Annotated in this window: 20 protein-coding genes and 1 pseudogene; 10 read left to right on the top strand and 11 right to left on the bottom strand. The window is 63.0% G+C overall.

The window, feature by feature from the left end; genetic code table 11:
* The first annotated feature begins 55 nt into the window (after window positions 1-55).
* Together deoC and ACXYMO_RS07505 are read left to right on the top strand one after the other, a co-directional pair.
* Window positions 56-1,045, top strand: a complete 990-nt coding sequence (gene deoC / locus ACXYMO_RS07510) for a deoxyribose-phosphate aldolase (protein WP_458878073.1) — start codon at window positions 56-58, stop codon at window positions 1,043-1,045.
* A gap of 29 nt (window positions 1,046-1,074) precedes the next feature.
* A complete protein-coding gene (locus ACXYMO_RS07505; RefSeq protein WP_458879061.1) occupies window positions 1,075-3,411 on the top strand; it encodes an aldehyde dehydrogenase family protein in 2,337 nt (778 codons plus the stop codon).
* 40 nt (window positions 3,412-3,451) lie between these two features.
* Here ACXYMO_RS07505 and ACXYMO_RS07500 read toward each other — a convergent pair whose 3' ends face one another.
* The 8 genes from ACXYMO_RS07500 to ACXYMO_RS07465 form a co-directional block, all read right to left on the bottom strand.
* Window positions 3,452-4,768, bottom strand: coding sequence for a M16 family metallopeptidase (locus ACXYMO_RS07500; protein WP_458878072.1), 1,317 nt, complete (start codon window positions 4,766-4,768; stop codon window positions 3,452-3,454).
* Entirely contained in the window at window positions 4,765-6,108 is a 1,344-nt protein-coding gene (locus tag ACXYMO_RS07495; protein WP_458878071.1) for a M16 family metallopeptidase, read from the bottom strand. The genes ACXYMO_RS07500 and ACXYMO_RS07495 overlap by 4 nt, the downstream gene beginning before the upstream one ends.
* Window positions 6,109-6,192: 84 nt before the next feature.
* Window positions 6,193-6,708 (bottom strand): DUF3035 domain-containing protein, encoded by a 516-nt coding sequence (locus ACXYMO_RS07490; RefSeq protein ID WP_458878070.1) that lies wholly within the window; start codon window positions 6,706-6,708, stop codon window positions 6,193-6,195.
* A gap of 51 nt (window positions 6,709-6,759) precedes the next feature.
* Window positions 6,760-7,236 carry a signal peptidase II gene (gene lspA / locus ACXYMO_RS07485; protein ID WP_458879060.1) on the bottom strand — a complete coding sequence of 159 codons (477 nt, stop codon included), beginning with the start codon at window positions 7,234-7,236 and terminating at the stop codon, window positions 6,760-6,762.
* Window positions 7,237-7,248: 12 nt separating this feature from the next.
* The gene (purH, locus tag ACXYMO_RS07480; protein ID WP_458878069.1) at window positions 7,249-8,838 is read right to left on the bottom strand and encodes a bifunctional phosphoribosylaminoimidazolecarboxamide formyltransferase/IMP cyclohydrolase; all 1,590 of its coding nucleotides are present in this window, start codon (window positions 8,836-8,838) and stop codon (window positions 7,249-7,251) included.
* Between the two features lie 265 nt (window positions 8,839-9,103).
* The gene (locus tag ACXYMO_RS07475; protein WP_458878068.1) at window positions 9,104-10,216 is read right to left on the bottom strand and encodes a saccharopine dehydrogenase family protein; all 1,113 of its coding nucleotides are present in this window, start codon (window positions 10,214-10,216) and stop codon (window positions 9,104-9,106) included.
* Window positions 10,217-10,298: 82 nt separating this feature from the next.
* Complete coding sequence (locus ACXYMO_RS07470; protein ID WP_458878067.1) at window positions 10,299-12,041, bottom strand: heparinase II/III family protein; 1,743 nt, start codon at window positions 12,039-12,041, stop codon at window positions 10,299-10,301.
* 80 nt (window positions 12,042-12,121) lie between these two features.
* Window positions 12,122-13,387: an RsmB/NOP family class I SAM-dependent RNA methyltransferase gene (locus tag ACXYMO_RS07465; RefSeq protein WP_458879059.1), complete on the bottom strand. Its 1,266-nt coding sequence runs from the start codon at window positions 13,385-13,387 to the stop codon at window positions 12,122-12,124.
* A 77-nt stretch (window positions 13,388-13,464) separates the two neighbouring features.
* Between ACXYMO_RS07465 and ACXYMO_RS07460 the strand changes: the two genes are divergently transcribed.
* Window positions 13,465-13,656, top strand: coding sequence for a DUF1674 domain-containing protein (locus ACXYMO_RS07460; protein ID WP_458878066.1), 192 nt, complete (start codon window positions 13,465-13,467; stop codon window positions 13,654-13,656).
* Window positions 13,657-13,663: 7 nt separating this feature from the next.
* Here ACXYMO_RS07460 and ACXYMO_RS07455 read toward each other — a convergent pair whose 3' ends face one another.
* Together ACXYMO_RS07455 and dapB are read right to left on the bottom strand one after the other, a co-directional pair.
* Window positions 13,664-14,032: a dihydrodipicolinate reductase gene (locus tag ACXYMO_RS07455; protein ID WP_458878065.1), complete on the bottom strand. Its 369-nt coding sequence runs from the start codon at window positions 14,030-14,032 to the stop codon at window positions 13,664-13,666.
* Between the two features lie 111 nt (window positions 14,033-14,143).
* Complete coding sequence (gene dapB, locus ACXYMO_RS07450) at window positions 14,144-14,953, bottom strand: 4-hydroxy-tetrahydrodipicolinate reductase (protein ID WP_458878064.1); 810 nt, start codon at window positions 14,951-14,953, stop codon at window positions 14,144-14,146.
* A gap of 83 nt (window positions 14,954-15,036) precedes the next feature.
* On the opposite strand from dapB, the gene rbfA reads away from it, so the two are divergent.
* The 3 genes from rbfA (at window position 15,037) to truB (ending at window position 17,150) form a co-directional block, all read left to right on the top strand.
* Window positions 15,037-15,432 carry a 30S ribosome-binding factor RbfA gene (gene rbfA / locus ACXYMO_RS07445; protein WP_458878063.1) on the top strand — a complete coding sequence of 132 codons (396 nt, stop codon included), beginning with the start codon at window positions 15,037-15,039 and terminating at the stop codon, window positions 15,430-15,432.
* Window positions 15,429-16,169, top strand: a complete 741-nt coding sequence (locus ACXYMO_RS07440) for a phosphodiester glycosidase family protein (protein ID WP_458878062.1) — start codon at window positions 15,429-15,431, stop codon at window positions 16,167-16,169. Before rbfA ends, ACXYMO_RS07440 begins: the two co-directional genes overlap by 4 nt.
* A 72-nt stretch (window positions 16,170-16,241) precedes the next feature.
* Window positions 16,242-17,150: a tRNA pseudouridine(55) synthase TruB gene (truB, locus tag ACXYMO_RS07435; protein WP_458878061.1), complete on the top strand. Its 909-nt coding sequence runs from the start codon at window positions 16,242-16,244 to the stop codon at window positions 17,148-17,150.
* A gap of 4 nt (window positions 17,151-17,154) precedes the next feature.
* Here the strand turns inward: truB and ACXYMO_RS07430 are convergent.
* Window positions 17,155-17,376: pseudogene (locus ACXYMO_RS07430) on the bottom strand (ribosomal protein L7/L12); the annotation flags it as partial.
* Between the two features lie 617 nt (window positions 17,377-17,993).
* Here ACXYMO_RS07430 and ACXYMO_RS07425 point away from each other — a divergent pair.
* The 4 genes from ACXYMO_RS07425 (at window position 17,994) to ACXYMO_RS07410 (ending at window position 20,736) form a co-directional block, all read left to right on the top strand.
* Window positions 17,994-18,503: a DUF1643 domain-containing protein gene (locus tag ACXYMO_RS07425; protein ID WP_458878059.1), complete on the top strand. Its 510-nt coding sequence runs from the start codon at window positions 17,994-17,996 to the stop codon at window positions 18,501-18,503.
* 97 nt (window positions 18,504-18,600) lie between these two features.
* A complete protein-coding gene (locus tag ACXYMO_RS07420; RefSeq protein ID WP_458878058.1) occupies window positions 18,601-19,083 on the top strand; it encodes a hypothetical protein in 483 nt (160 codons plus the stop codon).
* A gap of 149 nt (window positions 19,084-19,232) precedes the next feature.
* Window positions 19,233-19,502, top strand: coding sequence for a 30S ribosomal protein S15 (rpsO, locus tag ACXYMO_RS07415; RefSeq protein ID WP_458878057.1), 270 nt, complete (start codon window positions 19,233-19,235; stop codon window positions 19,500-19,502).
* A 118-nt stretch (window positions 19,503-19,620) separates the two neighbouring features.
* Complete coding sequence (locus ACXYMO_RS07410; protein ID WP_458878056.1) at window positions 19,621-20,736, top strand: THUMP domain-containing class I SAM-dependent RNA methyltransferase; 1,116 nt, start codon at window positions 19,621-19,623, stop codon at window positions 20,734-20,736.
* Window positions 20,737-20,862: the final 126 nt, after the last annotated feature.

Here is a 20,862-nt window from a genome sequence, read left to right as displayed (position 1 = left end):
TGCCAAGCTTCGGGACCCGTGCAAGTTTGACTGTCTGAAGTTGAGAGAGCTTGAGATGGATACCGTAACCGCCGAACGTACCACGCATCTGCCGCAGGTCACCGAACCGCGCAATCCGGGCATGGACCTGGACATGCAATGGGTGCGCAGCGTTCAGGCCAATACCTCGGCCATCGAACGGCGCGCCGCCACCCTGCCCGGTCGGCGCAGCCTGAAAAAGGACTATCAGGCAGCGTGGCTGTTGCGTGCGATCACCTGCATTGATCTGACGACCCTGTCGGGCGATGACACCGCCGAACGGGTCCGTCGCCTGTGTGCCAAGGGGCGCCAGCCGGTGCGCGCCGATATTCTGGACGCCCTGGGCATGGATCCGATCACCGTCGGGGCGATCTGCGTGTATCACGAAATGGTCGAAACCGCCGTGGATGCGTTGCAGGGGTCCGGCATTCCGGTTGCCGCGGTTTCGACAGGGTTTCCCGCGGGGCTGTCGCCATTTCACCTGCGCGTCGCCGAGATTGGCGAAAGCGTCAAGGCAGGGGCACAGGAGATCGACATCGTGATTTCGCGACGCCATGTCCTGTCGGGCGACTGGCAGGCGCTTTATGACGAAATGCGCACCTTCCGCGAGGCCTGTGGCGATGCCCACGTCAAGGCGATCCTTGCCACTGGTGAACTGGGCACGCTGCGCAATGTCGCGCGCGCCTCGCTCATCTGCATGATGGCGGGGGCCGATTTCATCAAGACATCGACCGGCAAGGAAAGCGTGAACGCCACGCTGCCCGTATCGCTGGTGATGATCCGCGCGATCCGCGAGTATTACAACCGGACCGGGTACCGGGTCGGATACAAACCCGCCGGCGGCATTTCCAAGGCCAAGGACGCCCTTGTCTACCTGTCCCTGATCAAGGACGAACTGGGCAACAGGTGGCTGCAACCCGATCTCTTCCGCTTTGGCGCGTCGTCTCTGTTGGGCGACATCGAACGCCAGCTCGAACATCACGTGACCGGCGCCTATTCCGCCGGGTATCGCCACGCCATGGGCTGAATCGCCCGCCATTGATGGACACGATCAAAATGACAGTCAGCGAAATCTTTCAATCAATGGACTATGGACCCGCCCCCGAAAGCGCCGAAGAAGCGTTGGTGTGGCTGGTCGAACAGGGCGACAGGTTCGGCCACTTCATCGACGGGGAACTGACCAGACCGGGCCAGGCCTTTGAAAGCCACAACCCCGCCACTGGCGAGGTGCTCGCCACGTTGACCCAGGCCACGCAAGAGGATGTGGATGCCGCCGTCGCCGCCGCCCGCAAGGCCCAGCCGAAATGGGAAAAGCTGGGCGGAACGGGGCGGGCGCGGTATCTTTATGCGCTGGCGCGGTTACTACAGAAACACGCGCGCCTGTTCGCCGTGCTGGAAACGCTGGACAACGGCAAGCCCATCCGTGAAAGCCGCGATATCGACGTGCCATTGGCGCAGCGGCATTTCTATTACTATGCGGGCATGGCCCAGTTGATGGAGGAAACGCAGACCGGCCGCGTCCCGCTTGGCGTTTGCGGACAGATCATCCCCTGGAACTTTCCGCTGCTGATGCTGGCGTGGAAGGTCGCGCCAGCGCTGGCCATGGGCAACACGGTCGTTCTGAAACCTGCAGAATACACATCGCTGACCGCCATGCTGTTTGCCGACATCTGCATTCAGGCCGGCCTGCCCAAGGGTGTGGTGAACATCGTCACCGGCGACGGCGCGGTGGGTGAAATGATCGTGCAGTCCGAGGTCGACAAGATCGCTTTCACTGGCTCGACCGAGGTGGGCCGCCGCATCCGCGAGGCGACCGCCGGTTCGGGCAAGGCGCTGACCCTCGAACTGGGGGGCAAGTCGCCCTATATCGTTTTTGACGACGCCGATATCGACAGCGCGATCGAAGGGCTGGTCGATGCCATCTGGTTCAACCAGGGGCAGGTCTGCTGTGCCGGGTCGCGCCTGTTGGTGCAGGAAAGCATCGCGGAAGATTTCTATGCCCGCCTGCGCGACCGGATGGACAAGCTGCGCATCGGGAACCCACTGGACAAATGCATCGACGTGGGCGCCATCGTCGATCCCGTTCAACTGGCCAGCATCCGCGACATGGTCGAGGCGAACACCGCCGGCCACACCCATCACGCGGCTGGCGCCCGGCCCGAAAACGGGTGTTTCTACCCCCCGACCCTGATTACCGGGCTCGAACCGTCGGACCCGCTGATGCAAGAGGAAATCTTTGGCCCGGTTCTTGTTGCAACCACCTTTCGCACCCCGTCTGAAGCGGTCGAACTGGCCAACAACACCCGGTACGGTCTTGCCGCCACGCTGTGGAGCGAAAACGTGAACCTTGCGCTGGACGTGGCCCCGAAACTGGCCGCTGGCGTGGTCTGGGTCAACGCCACCAACCTGTTTGACGCGGCTGCCGGGTTCGGCGGCGTCCGCGAAAGCGGCTTTGGCCGCGAAGGCGGATGGGAGGGGCTGAGCGCCTATACCAAACCCGCAGGCAAACCCAAACCGCTGGCCCGGATCGAACCCGTCGTTGGTGGGAATGGCCCCGTCGATCCCATCGACCGCACCGCCAAAATGTACATCGGTGGCAAACAGACCCGCCCCGACAGCGGCTATTCCCGGCCCGTCTGGGGCAAATCAGCCGGGTTGCTGGGTCATGTGGGTCAGGGCAGCCGCAAGGACGTGCGCAATGCGGTCGAGGCAGCACAGGCCGCGGCAGGCTGGGCCAAAACCACGGGCCATCTGCGCGCGCAGATCCTCTATTATATCGCTGAAAACCTGTCGGCCCGCGCCGATGAATTTGCCCATCGCATCGACGCGCTGAAAGGCGGACGTCAGGGTGCAAAAGAGATCGAGGCCAGCATCCAGTGCCTGTTCACCTATGGCGCCTGGGCCGACAAGTATGACGGGCAGGTGCATGGCGTGCCCATCCGCGGCGTCGCCATCGCAATGAAGGAACCGGTTGGCATCATCGGCGCCCTCTGCGCCGACGAGTCCCCCCTGCTGGGGCTGGTGTCGGTCATGGCCCCGGCCATCGCCATGGGCAACCGCGTGGTGCTCGCCGCCTCCGAGCCTTATCCGCTGGCCGCGACCGATTTCTACCAGGTTCTCGAAACCTCGGACGTGCCTGCAGGGGTGGTCAACATCCTGACCGGCGCGCACCGGGATCTCGCCCCGGCGCTGGCCGCGCATATGAATGTCGATGCGGTCTGGAGCTTTTCCTCAAGTCCCCTGTCGGCAGATATCGAACGGGCCTCGGCCCAGAACCTGAAACGCACATGGGTGAACAACGCCATGGCCCGCGACTGGACCCGCAACGACAGTGCCGAATGGCTGTCCGCCGCGACCGAAGTGCGCAATATCTGGGTGCCTTACGGCGAATAAACCGGTGTTCTGACCCGACGCATCTTGACACCCGGCCGGGTCAGTTCCCGGCCGTGGCGTTCAGTCCTTCGGGCATGCCGACAATGACGAAATGCAGGTTCTCCGGGTCCAGCAATTCGCGCGCGACACGGTTCACATCGTCCAGCGTCACCGCCTCGACCTTGTCGTTCCGGGTGGCGATATAGTCGATCGGCAAACCTTGCATCTGCATGGCGACCATGATGCTGGCGATCTGTGCATTCCCGTCAAACCGCAGCGGATAGGCCCCGGTCAGATAGGTCTTGGCATCCTTCAGTTCCTTGAGCGTCACACCTTTCTCGACCATGCTCTGCCATTCGTTTCGGATCACCTCGACCGCCTCGCCGATCCGGTCGTTGGACGACGACACATTGCCCAGGTACACGGCGGCCAGATCCCTGGGCACCAGATAGGAATAGACCCCATAGGTCAGCCCGCGCTTTTCGCGCACTTCGGTCATCAGACGGCTTTCAAAGCCACCTGCGCCCAGGATTTGGTTCATCACGTAGGCGGCAAAGAAATCATCATCGTCGCGGTCGATCCCGCGCTGCGCGAACACGGCCACGGATTGCGGCGTGTCGAACGGGATGACGGTTTCACCCCCTGAAATCGTCACTTCGGCCGGGCCCGGAATCTCCCGCCCGGTCTCGGGCAGATCGGCAAGCAGGGCATCAACCAGAACACCCAGTTCCTCGGCGGTGATATCGCCAACCGCACCCACATACAGGCGGTCACGCGCCAAGGCGCCGCGATGGGCCTCGACGATATCGTCCCGTGTCAGGGCCGACACGCTTTCAACCGTGCCCTGGCCATTGCTGCCATAGGGATGATCGCCAAAGGCCATACGCGACAGCGCGGTCGAGGCAATCTCGTTAGGGTCCTTGGCATCCGACATCAGGCCCGAAATCACCTGCCCGCGGACCCGGTCGATTGCCTCCTGATCGAACCGCGGCTGGTGGATCGTATCGCGCAGCAAGGCAAGCGCCTCGTCCCGGTTTTCGGTCAAAAACCGTGCCGAGATCGACACCGCGTCATCGCGCGCATCGTATCGGAAGGACGCTGCCAGCGACTCAAGCGCGCGGGCATAGCTGCGCGCATCCATATCGCCGGCCCCCTCTTCCAGCAATGAAGTCATCAGATAGGTCGCGCCCCGTTTGCCCGGCACATCCAGCGAGGTGCCCCCGCGAAACCGGATTTCCAGCGCGGTGAACGGGATGGAGTGCTCCTCGACCAGCCATGCGGTGATGCCTGCCGGCGTCTTGATCTCTTGGATCTTGACCTCGGCCGCGGCCGGCAGGGCAAAGACCAGAGCGATCAGAGCAAAAAACAGCGCCTTCATTGGCCTACCTCCTGATCGCGCATCAGCCACCCGGTCACGGATGTTTCCTCGCGCAGGATGTCACGGGCGGCGGCCATGATCTGCTTAGGCGTCACCGCCTGAAGCACATCGGGCCACGCCTGCACATCCTCGATCGTGAGGCCAATGGCCAGTGCCCGGCCATAGCGATTTGCGATCCCGTCCACATTGTCGCGCGCGTAAATCTGCGAGGCGCGCAATTGCATCTTGATGCGTTCAAGCTGATCCAGATCGACGCCGGTTTCCATGAAGGCGATCAGTGCCTCGTCCATGGCCGCTTCGGCCTGTTCAAGGGTCACGCCGTCGCTGGGAACGACAACAATATCGAACGTGGCATCATCCAGCGAGGTGCCATTGTAGAACGCGCCGGAATACACCGCGATCTTTTGGTCGAACTGCAGCTTTTCGGTCAGGAACGACGTCGTACCGCCGCCCAGGATTTCGGACAGCAACACCAGCGCCGCCGCCTTTTCCTGGGCCCCGCTGTCGCGTTCGGGGGCCAGATAGGACCGGCTGACATAGGGCTGGGCCACGCGCGCGTCCTTGAACGTCAGGCGCCGTGCGGCGGTTTGCGGCGGTTCCTGCGTTCGGATCCGTTCGGGCAGGTCCGGATTGGCAGGTATCGCACCATAATATATATCGGCCAGCCGATTGACCTCGGCCGGATCGACATCGCCCGATACCACCAGAATGGCATTGTTGGGCGCATAATAGGTCCCGTAGAAAGACAGGGCATCGGCCATGTCCAGTTCTTCCATTTCATGGCGCCAGCCGATCACCGGCACACCGTAGCGATGGTTGTGGTATTGCACCGCGTTCAGCTGCTCTCCGAACAGGGCGCGCGGGTTGTTGTCGGTGCGCTGATTGCGTTCCTCCAAAATCACGTCGCGTTCGGTGACGATATCGCGTTCGGTCAGCCGGACGTTGACCATCCGGTCCGACTCCATCTTCATCATCAGCTCAAGCCGGTCGGCGGCGACGCGCTGGAAATAGGCGGTGTAATCGTAACTGGTAAAGGCATTGTCACGCCCGCCGTTGGCGGCAACCGTGGCCGACAATTCGCCCGATTCCATATTGTCGGTCGCCTTGAACAGCAGGTGTTCCAGAAAATGCGCCACACCGGATTCGCCGCGCGGCTCATCGGCCGATCCAGCCTTGTACCACACCATGTGCTGAATGACCGGGGCGCGGTGATCTTCGACCACGACGACCTGCATGCCATTGTCCAGAACAAAGCTGCTGACCGCCTCGTCAGTGCCTTTGGCAAAAGCAGGAGCAAACAGTCCCAAGATGGCCGCGATTGGCGCCAGAAAACGGATCATAGACATATCCTTATCAATCCCATGGACTAAACCTACGGCGCCGCTGACCGGGATCAAGGAGTCATGGCAAAAAAGTGAGCAGGCTCAGGGCTTTTCCGGGGGCGAGGACGGCGTGGCAAAGCCTGAGCGGCGGAACCGTTCGGTTTCATCAAACGGATCCAGCGCATTGCGGCGATAGGCTTGGACGTACCGGTCGACCGGGAACAGGCGGATGCGTGTCCCGCGCGACTGGCGCTTGCGGAACTTGGCATCGGCCTCGGCCAATGTCTCGCGGATTTGCGGCGATACACCATGGCGGCTGGCCTGCGCCACCAGTGCGCCATCCGTTGACGGAACGCCTTGCGGGTTCAGGGTCTCAGCCCGCCCGCCCAGCGCGACAACCGCGTCAGCCTTGGGGTTCTGATCCACCAGATTAGCACCGCCCGGTGTAGGCGTCGGCAAAGCGGCATAGCTTTCGGGTGCCGACAGCGGTTTGCTCGGCAGGATGAGGAATTCGTCAGGGCCCTCGCTGTTGGTGCGCAGATCGCGCAACCCCTTGCTTGAACAGCCCGCGACGGCCAATGCCGCCCCTAAAATGATCGCAACACGCGAAATACGCACGCTTACTCTCCTGCACGATTTGGGTGCTTTTACCGCATTCCCGCGCTCAGGTCACGGGGCGTTTTTCTTGTCCGCCACGTCGAACAGGATCAGGCCTGCGGCACCAAGGAAAATGAACACATCCGCGATGTTGAAGACGAACGGGTTGTCGATGCCACAGCAGGACATGTTCAGGAAATCCAGAACATAACCATAAAGCAACCGGTCCACCACATTGCCCAGCGCTCCGCCGATCAGAAAACCGGCGCTCAGCTGCATGCGCAGGGTCGGATGCCAGCGGCGCACCCAATAGGCGACGGCCACCACCACGACCAGTGAAAATACGATCAAAAGCCAGCGCGACACCTCGGAATGGCCGTTCAGCAGGCCAAAATTGATGCCCCGGTTTTCGCCATAGCGAAAGTTCAGCAAAGGCGGGAACACATCGATCGAACGCACCCGGCTGAGCGCCATCCAGTGCACCACCAGATACTTGCTCAGCTGGTCCAGAAACAGGGCCGCTATACCGGCCCAGATCAGGGGGCGCATCATCTGCTCTCCTCAGTGGCGGAAGTGGCGCATGCCGGTAAACACCATGGCAAGGCCCGCCTCATCGGCGGCGGCGATCACCTCATCATCGCGCATCGACCCGCCCGGCTGGATCACGCATGTGGCCCCGGCGGCGGCGGCCTCAAGCAACCCGTCGGCAAAGGGGAAGAACGCATCCGATGCCACGGCAGACCCGATGGTCAGCGGCTGGGGCAGGTCCATCGCCTCGGCCATGCGCTCGGCCTTCTTGGCGGCGATCAGGGCCGAATCCAGCCGGCTCATCTGGCCGGCGCCGACACCGACAGTGGCGCCGTCTTTGACATAGACGATGGCGTTGGATTTGACGTGCTTGGCAACCTTCCAGGCGAACAGCAGATCGCGCATCTGATCGTCTGTCGGGGCCAGCTTGGTCACGACCTTTAGATCGTCGAGACCGATAAACCCGGTGTCCTTATCCTGCACCAGCAACCCGCCCGACACCTGACGCACGGTCATGGCCGTGACCATCGGATCGGCCAGACTGCCGGTGGTCAAAAGGCGCAGGTTCTTCTTGGCGGCGAATACCTTTTTGGCGTCCTCATCCGCATCCGGGGCGATCACGACCTCTGTAAAGATACCGCTGATCTCCTCGGCCGTGGCGCCATCCAGTGCCTGGTTCAGCGCAATAATACCGCCGAACGCGCTGGTCCGGTCGCAATCGAATGCACGGGAATAGGCCTCTGTCAGCGTTTCACCCCGGGCCACGCCACAGGGGTTGGCGTGCTTGATGATCGCGCAGGCCGGGCCGTCCTTGGGGTCGAATTCACTGACCAGTTCGAACGCTGCGTCGGTGTCGTTGATGTTGTTGTAGGACAGTTCCTTGCCCTGATGCTGGGTCGCCGTCGCGACGCCGGGGCGGTTGGAGCCATCGGTATAAAACGCCGCCTTCTGATGCGGGTTCTCGCCATAGCGCAGGGTCTGGGCCAATGTGCCGGCCACGGCGCGGCGGCGCGGGGCGGGATTGCCCAGCGCATCGGCCATCCACGTCGACACCGCCGCGTCATAGGCCGCTGTGCGGGCATAGGCCGTCTGCGCCAGTGTCTGGCGAAAGGCAAAGGACGTCGCGCCATCATTTTCCGCCAGTTCGCCCAGCAGCGCATCGTAATCTTCTGTGTCGACAACCACGTTCACGAACGCATGGTTCTTGGCTGCCGCGCGGATCATGGCCGGGCCGCCGATGTCGATGTTTTCGATGCAGGTGTCATAATCGGCGCCTGCCGCGACTGTTGCCTCGAACGGGTAAAGGTTCACCACCAGCAGGTCGATCTCGCCAATCCCGTGGGTCTTCATCGCCGCCAGATGATCGTCATTGTCCCGCAAGGCCAGCAACCCGCCATGCACCATCGGGTGCAGCGTCTTGACCCGGCCGTCCATCATTTCGGGAAACCCTGTCACCTCGGCCACGTCGCGCACGGTCAGACCGGCATCGCGCAGCGTGCTGGCGGTGCCTCCGGTGCTGAGCAATTCGATCCCACGTTCGGCCAGCGCCTTGCCCAAATCAACAAGGCCGGTTTTATCGGACACCGAAAGCAACGCGCGGCGGACAGGGTGAAGGTTGGTCATGGCAGATCCCTTGGGTGGTTGTCAGCAGTTGGGCGCGGCATAATCCATATGGGGCCGGGATAGAACCACCTGTTTTGCCGCGCCTGCGCCTTTGGGGCGCTTTTGCGCCTTTCGATCGCGTCAAAGCGCGGGCATCTACCGCCCGCGAAAGCGAATGACGCGTCTGATCAGCGGCAAAGGCACCCCCCAAGCGCGCGTGACCGGTTGGATCAGCGCCGCGTCGCTATCCGACAATGCGATTTCAAAGGACAGCGGACCAAACCGTTCAATTACGCTCGAAACGGACGGCAAGGTTGCGCGCCGCGCCCTCGACCTCGTCCAGGGTGAACTCCCCCAGACAGGCCCGCGCGCCCGGTGGGGTGTGCCCTAGGACCAGCCGGTCACACAGGATACGCGCAGCCAGCGTCGGAATTTCGGGGCCGTCCCCGGCCTCGGCCAGCAAAAGCCATCGGCGTTCAGTGACGACACCTGTTTCCAACGTCCCGATAACCCGCACGACCATGCCGCCACGATCACTGCCGAAAGGTTCGAACCATTGCGCCATCCAGCGCACCGGCCGCGCCAGCGGCGCGAGCGATCGCATCAGCCGCAACCGCACCAACAGACCCAAAGCCCACAGACCCCAGTGCAGAATTGCCAGTTCCAGCCCGGCGCGAAACAAGACCGTGCGCGCGCCGTATCGTTCGGGAAACAGTGCCAGATCGGGTGCCCCGATGTAGGACGACCACCGTCCGGTCAACGGCGCGGCCCCCGGAATTTCGATGGTTTCACGGCGCAGCCCGCCCCAGCCCTGCACTGTGCTCCACCGCCCCTCTCGCCAGACACGGATCGGGCGGGCGACCTGGGCCAGGATGGCCCGCACCACCGACAACCCGCGGGGCGCGCGATTGCCCGGCAAAATAACGCTCTCTATCAGATCAATGTCGCGCATGTCCGGGATCAGGGCCTCGACCGCCGCCGAGGACAGCCCCGGAACGCTTGATGCGCCTGAAATCACCGCCACGCCCCCGGCCCGTGCCGCGTCATCGAGACTGCTGATCCCGGCCGAAAAATCCGCATCATCCGACAGGTCGACGTAATGTGCCCCGCACGCAATCGCGGCGCGGGCCAGTGCATACCCGTCCGGGCCATAATCCTGAAACGGACCGGCCGCATCGATGACGATAAACGGCGCCAGTTCAGCCAGATGTGCAACAAGCTGTGTCTCGGTCCGATCCAGCGCCATCGGCGTACCGCCGTAGCTGGCGCAAAATTCCTGTGCCGCCGCCCTGTTCCGCCCGGCAACGACAACGTCGTATCGTCCGTCCGCGATCAACGCCCGCGACAGACGCGCACCGAACACTCCATACCCGCCCAGAACCAGAACCCGGTTACTCACTCGACCGGCCCTTCAGACCCCTGCCACGGGATTGCTTTGCTCCAACAGCGAACCGCGCCTAAACTGGCCCCGGATCTTCGGCTCAACTGTCGAACTCCGGCTCATCCCGGGTGAGATCACGCACGGCAATGGCGGTGTCATGGGCCTTGGACAGGGTCCATCGCACGCGGGTGGCATAGTCCATCGCGCGCCCCGACAGCACGATCTGCCGGGTGGCGCGCGGTTTCAGGCGGCCGTGTTCAAGGTAAACGCTGGGTTCCAGTGACAGGTCGAACTTGCCGTCATGACGAAACACCCAGATTTCCCCGCTCTTGAGCGCCATCGACACCGCGGCCCCGCCCAGATCCAGCGTGGCATCGACGTCCGAATGCAGATGCAGGCGGATATCAAAGGCGATCCCGGCCAGTTTCACCGCGTCCATCGCCAGATCGAATTTCCGCTTGGCCGCATCATCCATGGCCAGCAGCATGTCTTCTCCTGCCATGCCGCGCCCGTCGAAGGCCAACTCAAGCGTGCGCGCATGGGTCAGCCCGAAATTCGCGACATACCCGTCATGGCCGCCCTGAAACCGGATGCCATCCGCCATCTCGGACAATTCCACCGGCACGTGGGTCGGGGTGTCCACCAGAATTTCCTGCGTTCCGCCGTGCCGCGACGGGGTCAGCCGTCCGCTTGAATACCCCGCCAGACATAAGGTTGAATGCGAGGGCGTCGCCCGTCCGGCGCGGCGCCACTCCTTGCCAAAAGAGGCGCCCGACCCGCAATTCACGATCAGCGGACGCCGCCCGGAGGTGAGTTCAAACGCAAGGGTCGATGCATGCGCGTTGTAGGACGCCGCGCCGCTGGGAGGCGGGCTGGCGTCAATAATCACACTGGTGCGCCGCGCGCTAAGCCGGGCATAGCCCATCGACAGCCCCTTGGACGGGCCGGGTTTAACATGGCTGGCCGCAAGCGCGTGATCCAACCGCCCCTCAAGTCCCCGGCCCCCGCCGTGAAACCGCGCGAGGCCGCCATCGGCGTGGCGCAGGGCGCGCAGAGTGGGAGCGATCCTTTCAATCGCCGCAGTATGGGCAGGCGGCGTGCCGCGCCCGGCCTCATGCAGGGCGGCGGCAGCCCATGTCAGCAGGGTGAAAACCTCAAGCAGTTCTTCGGGGTTTCGGGTCGGCAGACCGCCCTGATCGTCGATCTGGTTTTCACATTCGTGCCCCAGTGCGCGCACCGCCGGATCAGCGAGGCTTTCCTTGCCCTCCAGGGACAGGCCCGCATAGATCAGCCCGGTCAGCGCCTCAAATCGCGACACCCCCGGCGCGGTGCTTGTCCAGCGTTGCGACAGGAACCAGGTCTGCGCCGACAGGGCGCGGAAAAAGGCCCGACTTTGTTCGCTGTCCTGCCCCCGCAGCAGGAAAATCGCGTGGTTGATCCAGCGGATCACCCGCCGTCCGGTCAGATCGGGCGTCCAGCCCGGCCCCTTTCCGTTGCCGTAAAGGTCGATCCAGGCCCACAGCCATTGCTGCGCCTTGGCCCGTGCGGGCGCGTCCCCCACGGCGGCCAGATCATCAAGCCACGCAAACCCATGCCTTTCATCGTCAAAGGCCGCATTGGGCGTGGCGACGTCCCACAGATTGGTATCGCGCGATTCAATCAGATAGCCGGCAAAAAGGATGTTCCCCGCGATCAACTGTCGGCCCTTGGCAAAGCTGCCGATGGTGCGCGGTTCAGGCTGCAACACAAACCCGGTCGCGGATTTCTGCCGCTGGCTGAGCCGGGCGAACAAATGGTTCATGAACCGGATACGACGTCCGGCCAGGGTATCTGGGATCGACATGCGCTCTGCCTCATACGCTCTTTGGCGTTTGGCGCGATCATACCGCGCATGGTCCCGCAAGTCACCGTAGTTTCGCGCCCTCAGGCAGCTTTGCGCAGACAGGCGATGTAAAACCCGTCCATACCGCCCTGATCGGGCCAGTAATCCGGGCGCAGGCGCAGCCCCCCTTCCGACGTGATCCAAGCAGGATCAACGCCCGGCAGGGCCAAGGCCTCGCGGTCCACCGACATGTCGGGCGTATCGGCCAGCGCGTCTTCGATCTGGACCTCGCCCTCGTCCGGGAGAAGGGAACAGGTACAAAAGACCAGCCGCCCGCCGGGCTTGAGCAGAGACCACGCTTGGGCCAGCATCCGGGCCTGCAATCCGATCAATTCGCCAAACTCCGACCCGTCCTTGGCATGGGGCAGATCGGGATGGCGGCGGATGGTGCCCGTGGCAGAACAGGGCGCATCCAGCAGGATTGCGTCATAGCGGCCCTGATGTTCCAGCGCGTCCTGCACGACTACCTCGGCGCTCAACTTGGTGCGCGCGAGGTTCTCGCTCACCCGTTTCATCCGTTGTTCCGAAATATCGAGCGCGGTGACACTGGCCCCCGCCGCGGCCAGTTGCAGGGTCTTGCCCCCCGGGGCAGCGCACATGTCCAGAACGCTTTCGCCCGGTTGCGCGGCCAGGACGCGGGCGGGCAGCGCGGCGGCCGCATCCTGCACCCACCAGTCGCCGGCCTCGTATCCCGGCAGGGCCGTTACCTGCCCCGCATCCATCAGGCGCAAAGACCCGGTGGGCAGCATCAACGCACCCGGTAAATCCGGGCTGATCCCCGGTTTGGGTGTTATATCCAGCGGCGCACCGGCGAAATGCGCTTTTTCCATCGCCGCAACGGCCTCGGGTCCCCAGGCCTGAACCAGCGGTCCACGCAGCCATTTGGGAAGACGCGGCACACGCAGCAGGTCCCATGCGTCGGGTCCCTGATCGGCCACCTTGCGCAGCACCGCGTTGACCAGCCCCTTGAGCGCTCCGTGGCGTTTATGGCTGCCGACAATTTGCACCATCGCATTGACCACGCCATGCGCGGCCTCGCCCTGACACAGTTCGACCGTGCCGACCCGCAAGGCATTGCGAACGGTAAGGGCCGGGTATTTGCGCAGGTGTTTCTGTAAAATCCGGTCGGCGCGCTCCAACCCGCGCAGGGTCTGGGTGGCCAGACGCTGGGCGCGGGCGCGATCCTCGGGCGCAAGCCGGTCCAGGGTTTCGGAACTCAGGACTTCGGATAAAAGCCGTCCTTCGCCCAGAACCTGATCCAGCAGGTAAATCGCGCTGCGGCGCGCGCCCAGTCCCTTGTCGGTCATGTCCGGTTCCCTTTTCATCGGCTTGCCCCTGCCAAGGGCGGGCATATATCAAGGGTGCGCAAGCAAAGGAAGCCGAGATGAGCGACATGGACGATTCAGCCCGAGACGACCTGCCCCCCGCGGCGCAGCGCGCGCTGGCCGAGGCAGAGGAGCGCCGAAAAGCCGCTGCCAAAAAGGCGCCTCTGCCCAAGGAACTGGGCGGTCGTGACGGCCCCGAGCCTGTGCGTTACGGAGATTGGGAGAAAAAGGGCATCGCGATCGATTTCTGATCGATCGTCAGTCCTGACGCAGACGAAACTCGGCCGAGTCGCCCTGACCCTTGTCCGAGGTGAACCTGATGCGACCTTGGTTCACGCGCACCTCCTGGCAGTTATATCCAAGATCGTCACCGCCCCAGTTCAGCTCGCGACAGAAAAACCCGTCGCGCCATGACCATGTCCCGCTGACATCCCATCTTGCGCCCCTGCCGCGAATGACGCCCGAGGGAGAGACCTCAAGCCGGATAAGGGGGCGGGTCAGGGTTTTCCCGGAGATGATCGATTTGAACTGTGCCTCATCCGTAACCTGGGCGAATTCGGCGCTGGCCGGGGCCGCGATCAAAGCGCAGGCAAAGGCGGCGCAAGAAATGGCTGTCTTGAAAATCATGTCTGTCACCCGAATCGATGCTTACCCCAGTGTTACGCACGGAAGGCGCGATTGGATCACCCGGATGTGAATTTCCCCGGCCCGACGGGCCGAGGCTGCGCCGATTCCCGCTTAAAATCCCAGAACGTCGGCCATGTTGTATTCGCCCGGCGCCTTGCCCTGGCCCCACAGTGCGGCCTTGAGCGCACCGCGCGCAAAAATCGCCCGGTCGGTGGCCACATGGCGCAGAATCACCCGTTCCCCCGGACCGGCGAACAACACGTCATGTTCGCCCACGATGTCGCCGCCGCGAATGGCGGAAAATCCGATATGACCCCGTTCGCGCGCACCAGTGATCCCGTCGCGGCCCCGGTCCGAGACGTCATTGAGTTCAACGCCGCGCCCGTCCGCCGCCGCCTGCCCCAGCATCAGGGCCGTGCCCGACGGGGCATCCACCTTGTGGTGGTGGTGCGCTTCGATCACCTCGACGTCGAAATCCTCGTCCAGGGCGGCGGCGACCTTTTTGGTGAGCTCAACCAACAGGTTGACCCCCAGGCTCATGTTGCCGGCGCGGATGATGACCGCGTGGCGCGCGGCGGGTTTCAACCGTTCGATCTGCTCATCGCTCATCCCGGTGGTGCCGATGACGTGCACGGCGCGCGCCTGTGCGGCCAGTGCGGCAAATTCCAGCGTCGCCTCGGGCGAAGTGAAATCAAGGATCGCTTGCGCATTGGCAAAGGCATCCAGCGGCTGATCGGTCACGGTCACGCCCACCGCAGCGCCGCCCATGGCTGTCCCCACATCCTGACCGACCCAGTCATGCCCTGTCCGTTCGACCGCCCCCACCAGACGCACCTTGTCACTGTCGCAGACCAGTTTGATCAGCATCTGGCCCATTCGGCCCGATGCCCCGGTAACGACGATACCTGGGTGATGTGTCATGATGCGGCTCCTTTTACTTCCCGGTGCTGTTACCCGTTTGCTGCCCGCTTGGCAAAGCCTGCGTGAACCACTAGATCACGCATATGGCAAAGAACAAATTCCAAGACGGGCAAGGCCCATCGCAACGCCAGCTTCGCGTTGGCGAACTGATCCGCCGGACCCTGTCCGAGGTGTTGGCGCGTGGCGATGTGCATGATCCCGACCTGAACCGCATGTCCATCACCGTGGGCGAGGTGCGCACGACCCCCGATCTGAGAATTGCGACAGCCTATGTGCTGCCGCTGGGCGGACAGGGGCAGGACGAAGTGCTGCAACTGCTGGCCCGCAACAAGGGTGAGCTGCGCCGCGCGATTTCGAAAAAACTGACGCTGAAATTCGCCCCCGACCTGCGGTTCCGTCTGGACGAAACCTTTGACCAGATGGACGACACCCGCCGCATGCTGTCCCAGGACGCGGTGCGCCGCGATATCGACACGTGATCCGAACACTGGCGGCCGGTCTGGCCTTTTGCATCGCTGGCAGCGCCGGGGCCGTGGAATGCCGCGACGTGACCCATGGCGACAACCAGTTCACCATTTGCGAGGTTGATGCCGCGCAGGAGGACCTGCGCCTGTTCCTTTACGATGACGCGGGCGATGTCCTGGGCCAGTTTCCGGCCATCGACGATGCCCTGGCGCAGGATGGCAAGACACTGGCCTTTGCCATGAACGCGGGCATGTACCATTCAGATCGCTCGCCCGTCGGCCATTACGTGGAAAACGGCGAAGAGTTGATGCGCGTGATCCCCAACGCGGGACCGGGCAATTTTGGTCTGTTGCCCAATGGGGTGTTCTGCATCCGCCCGGGCCGCACCGACGTGTTTGAAACCCGCGCCTTTCTGGAGCGCAAACCGGAGTGCACCCACGCCACCCAATCCGGTCCGATGCTGGTGATCGACGGCGACCTGCATCCCAGGTTCCTGCCCGACAGCACATCGCGCTATGTGCGCAACGGTGTGGGCACCAGCGCCGATGGCACGCGCGTGGTGTTTGCGATTTCGGACAATGCCGTCACCTTTCACGAATTCGGCAGCCTGTTCCGGGATCACCTGAACCTGGCCGAAGCGCTTTATTTCGATGGCAACGTCTCGCGCCTTTATGCACCGCAGATCAACCGGCGCGATGCGGGTTTCTCGCTGGGCCCGGTGGTGGGCGTGGTCGAGGACGCCGCGCAATAAGGCGATCCGGTTGACCCCCGCCTTCGGCCGCGTATACCGCGCGCAAAACATGAACAGATTGGAATCGGCAACATGGCACGCAAGGGACGCGACATTTCCGGCTGGCTGGTGATCGACAAACCTGCCGGGCCAACCTCGACCGCCGTTGTGAACAAGGTGCGTTGGGCGCTGAACGCGAAAAAGGCCGGTCACGCCGGCACGCTTGACCCCGAGGCGACCGGCGTTCTGGCCGTCGCACTGGGCGAGGCGACCAAAACCGTTCCCTATATCACCGACGCGCTCAAGGCCTATGCCTTTACCGTGCGGCTGGGGCAGGCCACCAACACCGACGATGCCGAGGGCGAAGTGATCGCCACCAGCGACGCGCGCCCCACCGATGATGAAATCAAAGACGCCCTGCACCAGTTTGTAGGCGAGATCATGCAGGTCCCGCCGCAGTTTTCGGCCGTCAAGATCGACGGCGAGCGCGCCTATAAACGCGCCCGCGGCGGCGAAGAGATGGAGCTTGAGGCGCGGCCTCTGTGGGTCGAGGAACTGGTCATGACGGGCCGCCCCGATGCGGATACGGTCGACCTGGAAATGACCTGCGGCAAGGGCGGCTATGTCCGTTCGATCGCACGCGATCTGGGCAATGTTCTGGGTTGTTATGGTCATGTGGTGCGCCTTCGCCGGATCTGGTCCGGCCCGTTCGACGCCAAGGATGGGCTGACCATGGAGCAGGTCGAGCAAATGGCCCGCACCCCGGAACTGGACGACCATCTGCTGCCGCTTGAGGTTGGGCTGGCCGATCTGCCCGAACTGCGCTGCACCCCCGAGGGCGCGGCCAAACTGCGCAACGGAAATCCGGGCATGGTTCTGAGCAGTGATGTGGAATACGGCGATGAATGCTGGGCCTCGCTGGATGGCAAGGCCGTTGCCGTGGGCATCTACAAGGCGGGCCAGCTGCATCCCAGCCGGGTCTTCAACACCCCCCGGGATTGACCCGTCATTTCGTGAATTCGATCAGTTCGACTTCGACGGTCGCCCCCGCATCGATCATGCGGCCTGCGATGTCGTTGGCGGTGCCCTGAGCAAGCCCGGAAATGATCAGCTCCCCCGGCTGTTCCGACAAATCCTTGGCCTCTTTCAGACCCAGACCGGTGATCGCGCGAATTTCCTTGATCACGCTGATCTTGTTGGCGCCTGTCGCCACCAACCGCACGGCGTAGCCGGGCCGGATGCTTCGGTCGATAAAGGCCTGCTGCTGCATATCGGTGATCGGCAGGTAACTTGGCCGGGTGTCTCCCTTTTCGATCCGCTCCACCTCAAGATCGGCGTATTCGATCAGCTTGTCGGACTTGAGGTTTTCCAGCAACCCGATGTCGACCATGAACCGCAGACGCTGTGCGCGGGTCTGATCGTCCTCTTCGGACAGGGCGGCCGAGATCAGTTCATAGGAAAATTTCTGCTGTTCCAGGCTGGCCTGCGCGGCGTTGACCAACCGCCGTTCCTGAACGCTGAGGTTGCCGGTCAGATAGGCCGCCCCCATCGACGCAATCGCACCGATGAACGCTGACAGAACCGAGATCAGCGCGACATTGCTGCGGCCCCGCTGTTCCGCGCCATGGGTGGAATGACTGATCGTGGCCTTGAGCGATTCGATCTCCAACTCTTTTTCGCGCAACAAAACGGCGTTCTTTTCGCGCTGTTCCTCAAGTTCGATCCTGCGCAGTTCCAAAGGGTCCTGATCGGGCATGTGCCGGGCCTCCTGATAATGACGTGCCGGCGACAATCCGTGGTCGGTTCGGTTGGCACTTGACTGAAATCGGCTCTATGAATGGCGCGATGATAACACGAACGCATACCAAGGGCGATGCGCCCTCGACCGCCATCTATTCCGATTGCGAACGCTATCGCTATAGCCTGACGCGCGTCTGGGACCCGGCCGGGAAAAAGGCGCTGTTTGTCATGCTGAACCCGTCGACCGCGACCGAGGTGCAGAACGATCCGACGGTGGAACGCTGCGAACGCCGCGCCCGCGCCCTGGGGTTCGGTGCGTTTCAGGTGACCAACATCTTTGCCTGGCGCGACACCGACCCGCGCGCTATGCGGGCCGCACGCGATCCCGTCGGCACGGACAACGACGCCGCCATTCTGCAAGGCGCCGATTGGGCCGATCAGATCATCGCCGCATGGGGCACCCACGGCACGCATCTGAACCGCGGCCCGGCGGTCGAAAAGCTACTGCGGGGCACCGGCAGACCGTTGTTCCACTTGGGGCTGTCCAAGGCAGGCCACCCCAAACACCCGCTTTACATCGCTTATACCCAAAGCCCCGAGGCCTGGCCCGTTTAACACTTCGTTTACCTGCGCCTCCGATACGCTTTGACCCCGGCCGCGCGCTTGTGGCGATATGGCCGCAGGTGGGGTGCCTGTTTCGTGGTGTGGATTGATGATGATCTTGGCAGGATTGCTGGGGCTGGCGGCGATTGGTGGCATTGCCCTGACCATGGATTTTGGCCCGACAAAAAAGAACGCCGTCCCATCCGAGGCCGAAGGACAACCGGACGACCCCGCCGACGCTGTGGTCAACCCGACCCTGTCGGAGACCAACGGCGATCATGCGTTGTACTGTGCACCGGCAGCCGATCAGTCGGAGTCGCTGGGGACGGACGAGGCCCCTTCAGACAAAGATCCGGTCCGACTGATGGAATTCGACCCGTTCGTTGATCGCCTGGTCTTGCTGTGCAATCTTGAAAACGACAGCTACCCCGATCTCGCCGTGCATCGGGAACCGGGGATCAGCCGTGTCTCGCTGAACGGTCGGGATCTGGCCCGCATCCGGACGGAAAAGCCGATTTCGGTCGATGAAATCGTTCTGGTCGATCATTGCGACCCGGCGGCACAGGGGCTGGGCGCCCTGCAGATGCAATAACCTTTTGCTATTTGCCGCCAGAATGCCTATACGCCCGCATCCGCAATGGAATCGCCCCCCGGCAGGACGGTTGCGGTCATCTCCACGGGCCTGTGCTGGACGACATCCCGGCCTGCGCCATTCACCTTAACCTTTTAAAGGAGACCCCGATGTCGATTACTGCTGAAGAAAAAGCACGCGTCATGAAGGAATTTGGCACCAAGGAAGGCGACACCGGTTCGCCCGAAGTTCAGGTTGCCATCCTGTCCTCGCGCATCGCGACACTGACCGAACACTTCAAGACCCACAAGAAAGACAACCACGGTCGTCGTGGCCTTTTGAAAATGGTCGCCCAGCGCCGCAAGCTGCTGGACTACACCAAAGCGAAAGATGAGGCCCGGTATCAGGACCTGATCAAACGCCTGGGTCTGCGTCGCTGATATCGCGCCCCAGACAGAGACTGCCAAACGCGCCCCATCCGGGCGCGTTTTTCATTTGCGGGGGCAAAGATGCAATTCCCCCTCGCTCCAAATCGGCTAACCCCCTAGGAATGCGACCATGACAGATGACGTGCAGATGGACATTTTCCTGGTCGCCACACCGGGGTTGGAAAAACCACTGGCCGACGAGGCGCGCGCCGCAGGGTTTGCCGGCGTTGAACAGGTGCCCGGCGGGGTCAACCTGCGCGGCGGCTGGTCCGAGGTTTGGCGCGCCAATCTGGTGTTGCGTGGGGCCACCCGCGTTCTGGCCCGCATCGCAGAATTTCGCGCCATGCACCCCGCCCAACTGGACAAGCGCGCGCGCAAGGTCGACTGGGCCAGCGTGCTGCGCCCTGACGTGTCAGTCAAGGTCGATGCCACCAGCCGCAAATCGCGCATCTACCACGCTGGCGCCGCCGCCAGCCGGGTGGAACGCGCCATTGCCGAGGAACTGGGGGCAAAAATCTCCAAGGACGGCGAAATCGTCGTGAAGGTCCGGATCGAGGACGACCTGTGCACCATCAGCATCGATACAACCGGCGAATCCCTGCACAAACGCGGCCACAAAGAGGCCGTGAGCAAGGCCCCGATGCGCGAAACCATGGCGGCCATGTTCCTGCGCGAGGCCGGATATGAGGGGCGAGAACCCGTCTATGACCCGATGTGCGGGTCCGGCACATTCGTGATCGAAGCCGCAGAAATCGCCACCGGGCTGATGCCCGGGCGGTCGCGCAGCTTTGCGTTCGAGAAACTCGCCAACTTTGACCCCGGGGAATGGTTCCAAATGCGCGGCGCGCAGACACCGGCCGCCACCGATCTGCGGTTTCACGGATCGGACCGCGACGCCGGGGCGATCCGGATGAGCCTTGCCAATGCCGAGCGCGCGGGCGTCAGCGCGCTGACCTCCTTTGACTGCATACCAGTGCGCGATGCCACCCCGCCAGATGGTGCACCCGGACTGGTCATCGTGAACCCGCCCTATGGGGCGCGGATCAGCAACAAGGGTCCGCTCTATGCGCTGTATGCGGAATTCGGCGAAACGATGCGCAGCCGGTTTTCAGGATGGCGGGTGGCCATGGTCACCACCCAACCCGGGCTGGTCAAGGCAGCAGGTCTGCCGTTTCAACCCCCTGGCCCTATCGTGGCCCACGGCGGGCTGAAGGTGCGGTTGTGGCAGACGTCCCCGCTCCCCTGAGACCAGGTGCCATCGCCCGAAGAACAGGACCGCCCCCATCGCGATCAGACCTTTTTTCACCAGCCTGTCAAAATTTTCAGGGCGCGTGCCTATGTCATGCGACAGTTGCGTCCATCATGGATCATG

Source organism: Arenibacterium sp. CAU 1754, assembly GCF_054482635.1.
The sequence above is the reverse complement of the archived record's forward strand: the minus strand, read 5'-3'. Positions and strand labels throughout refer to the sequence as shown.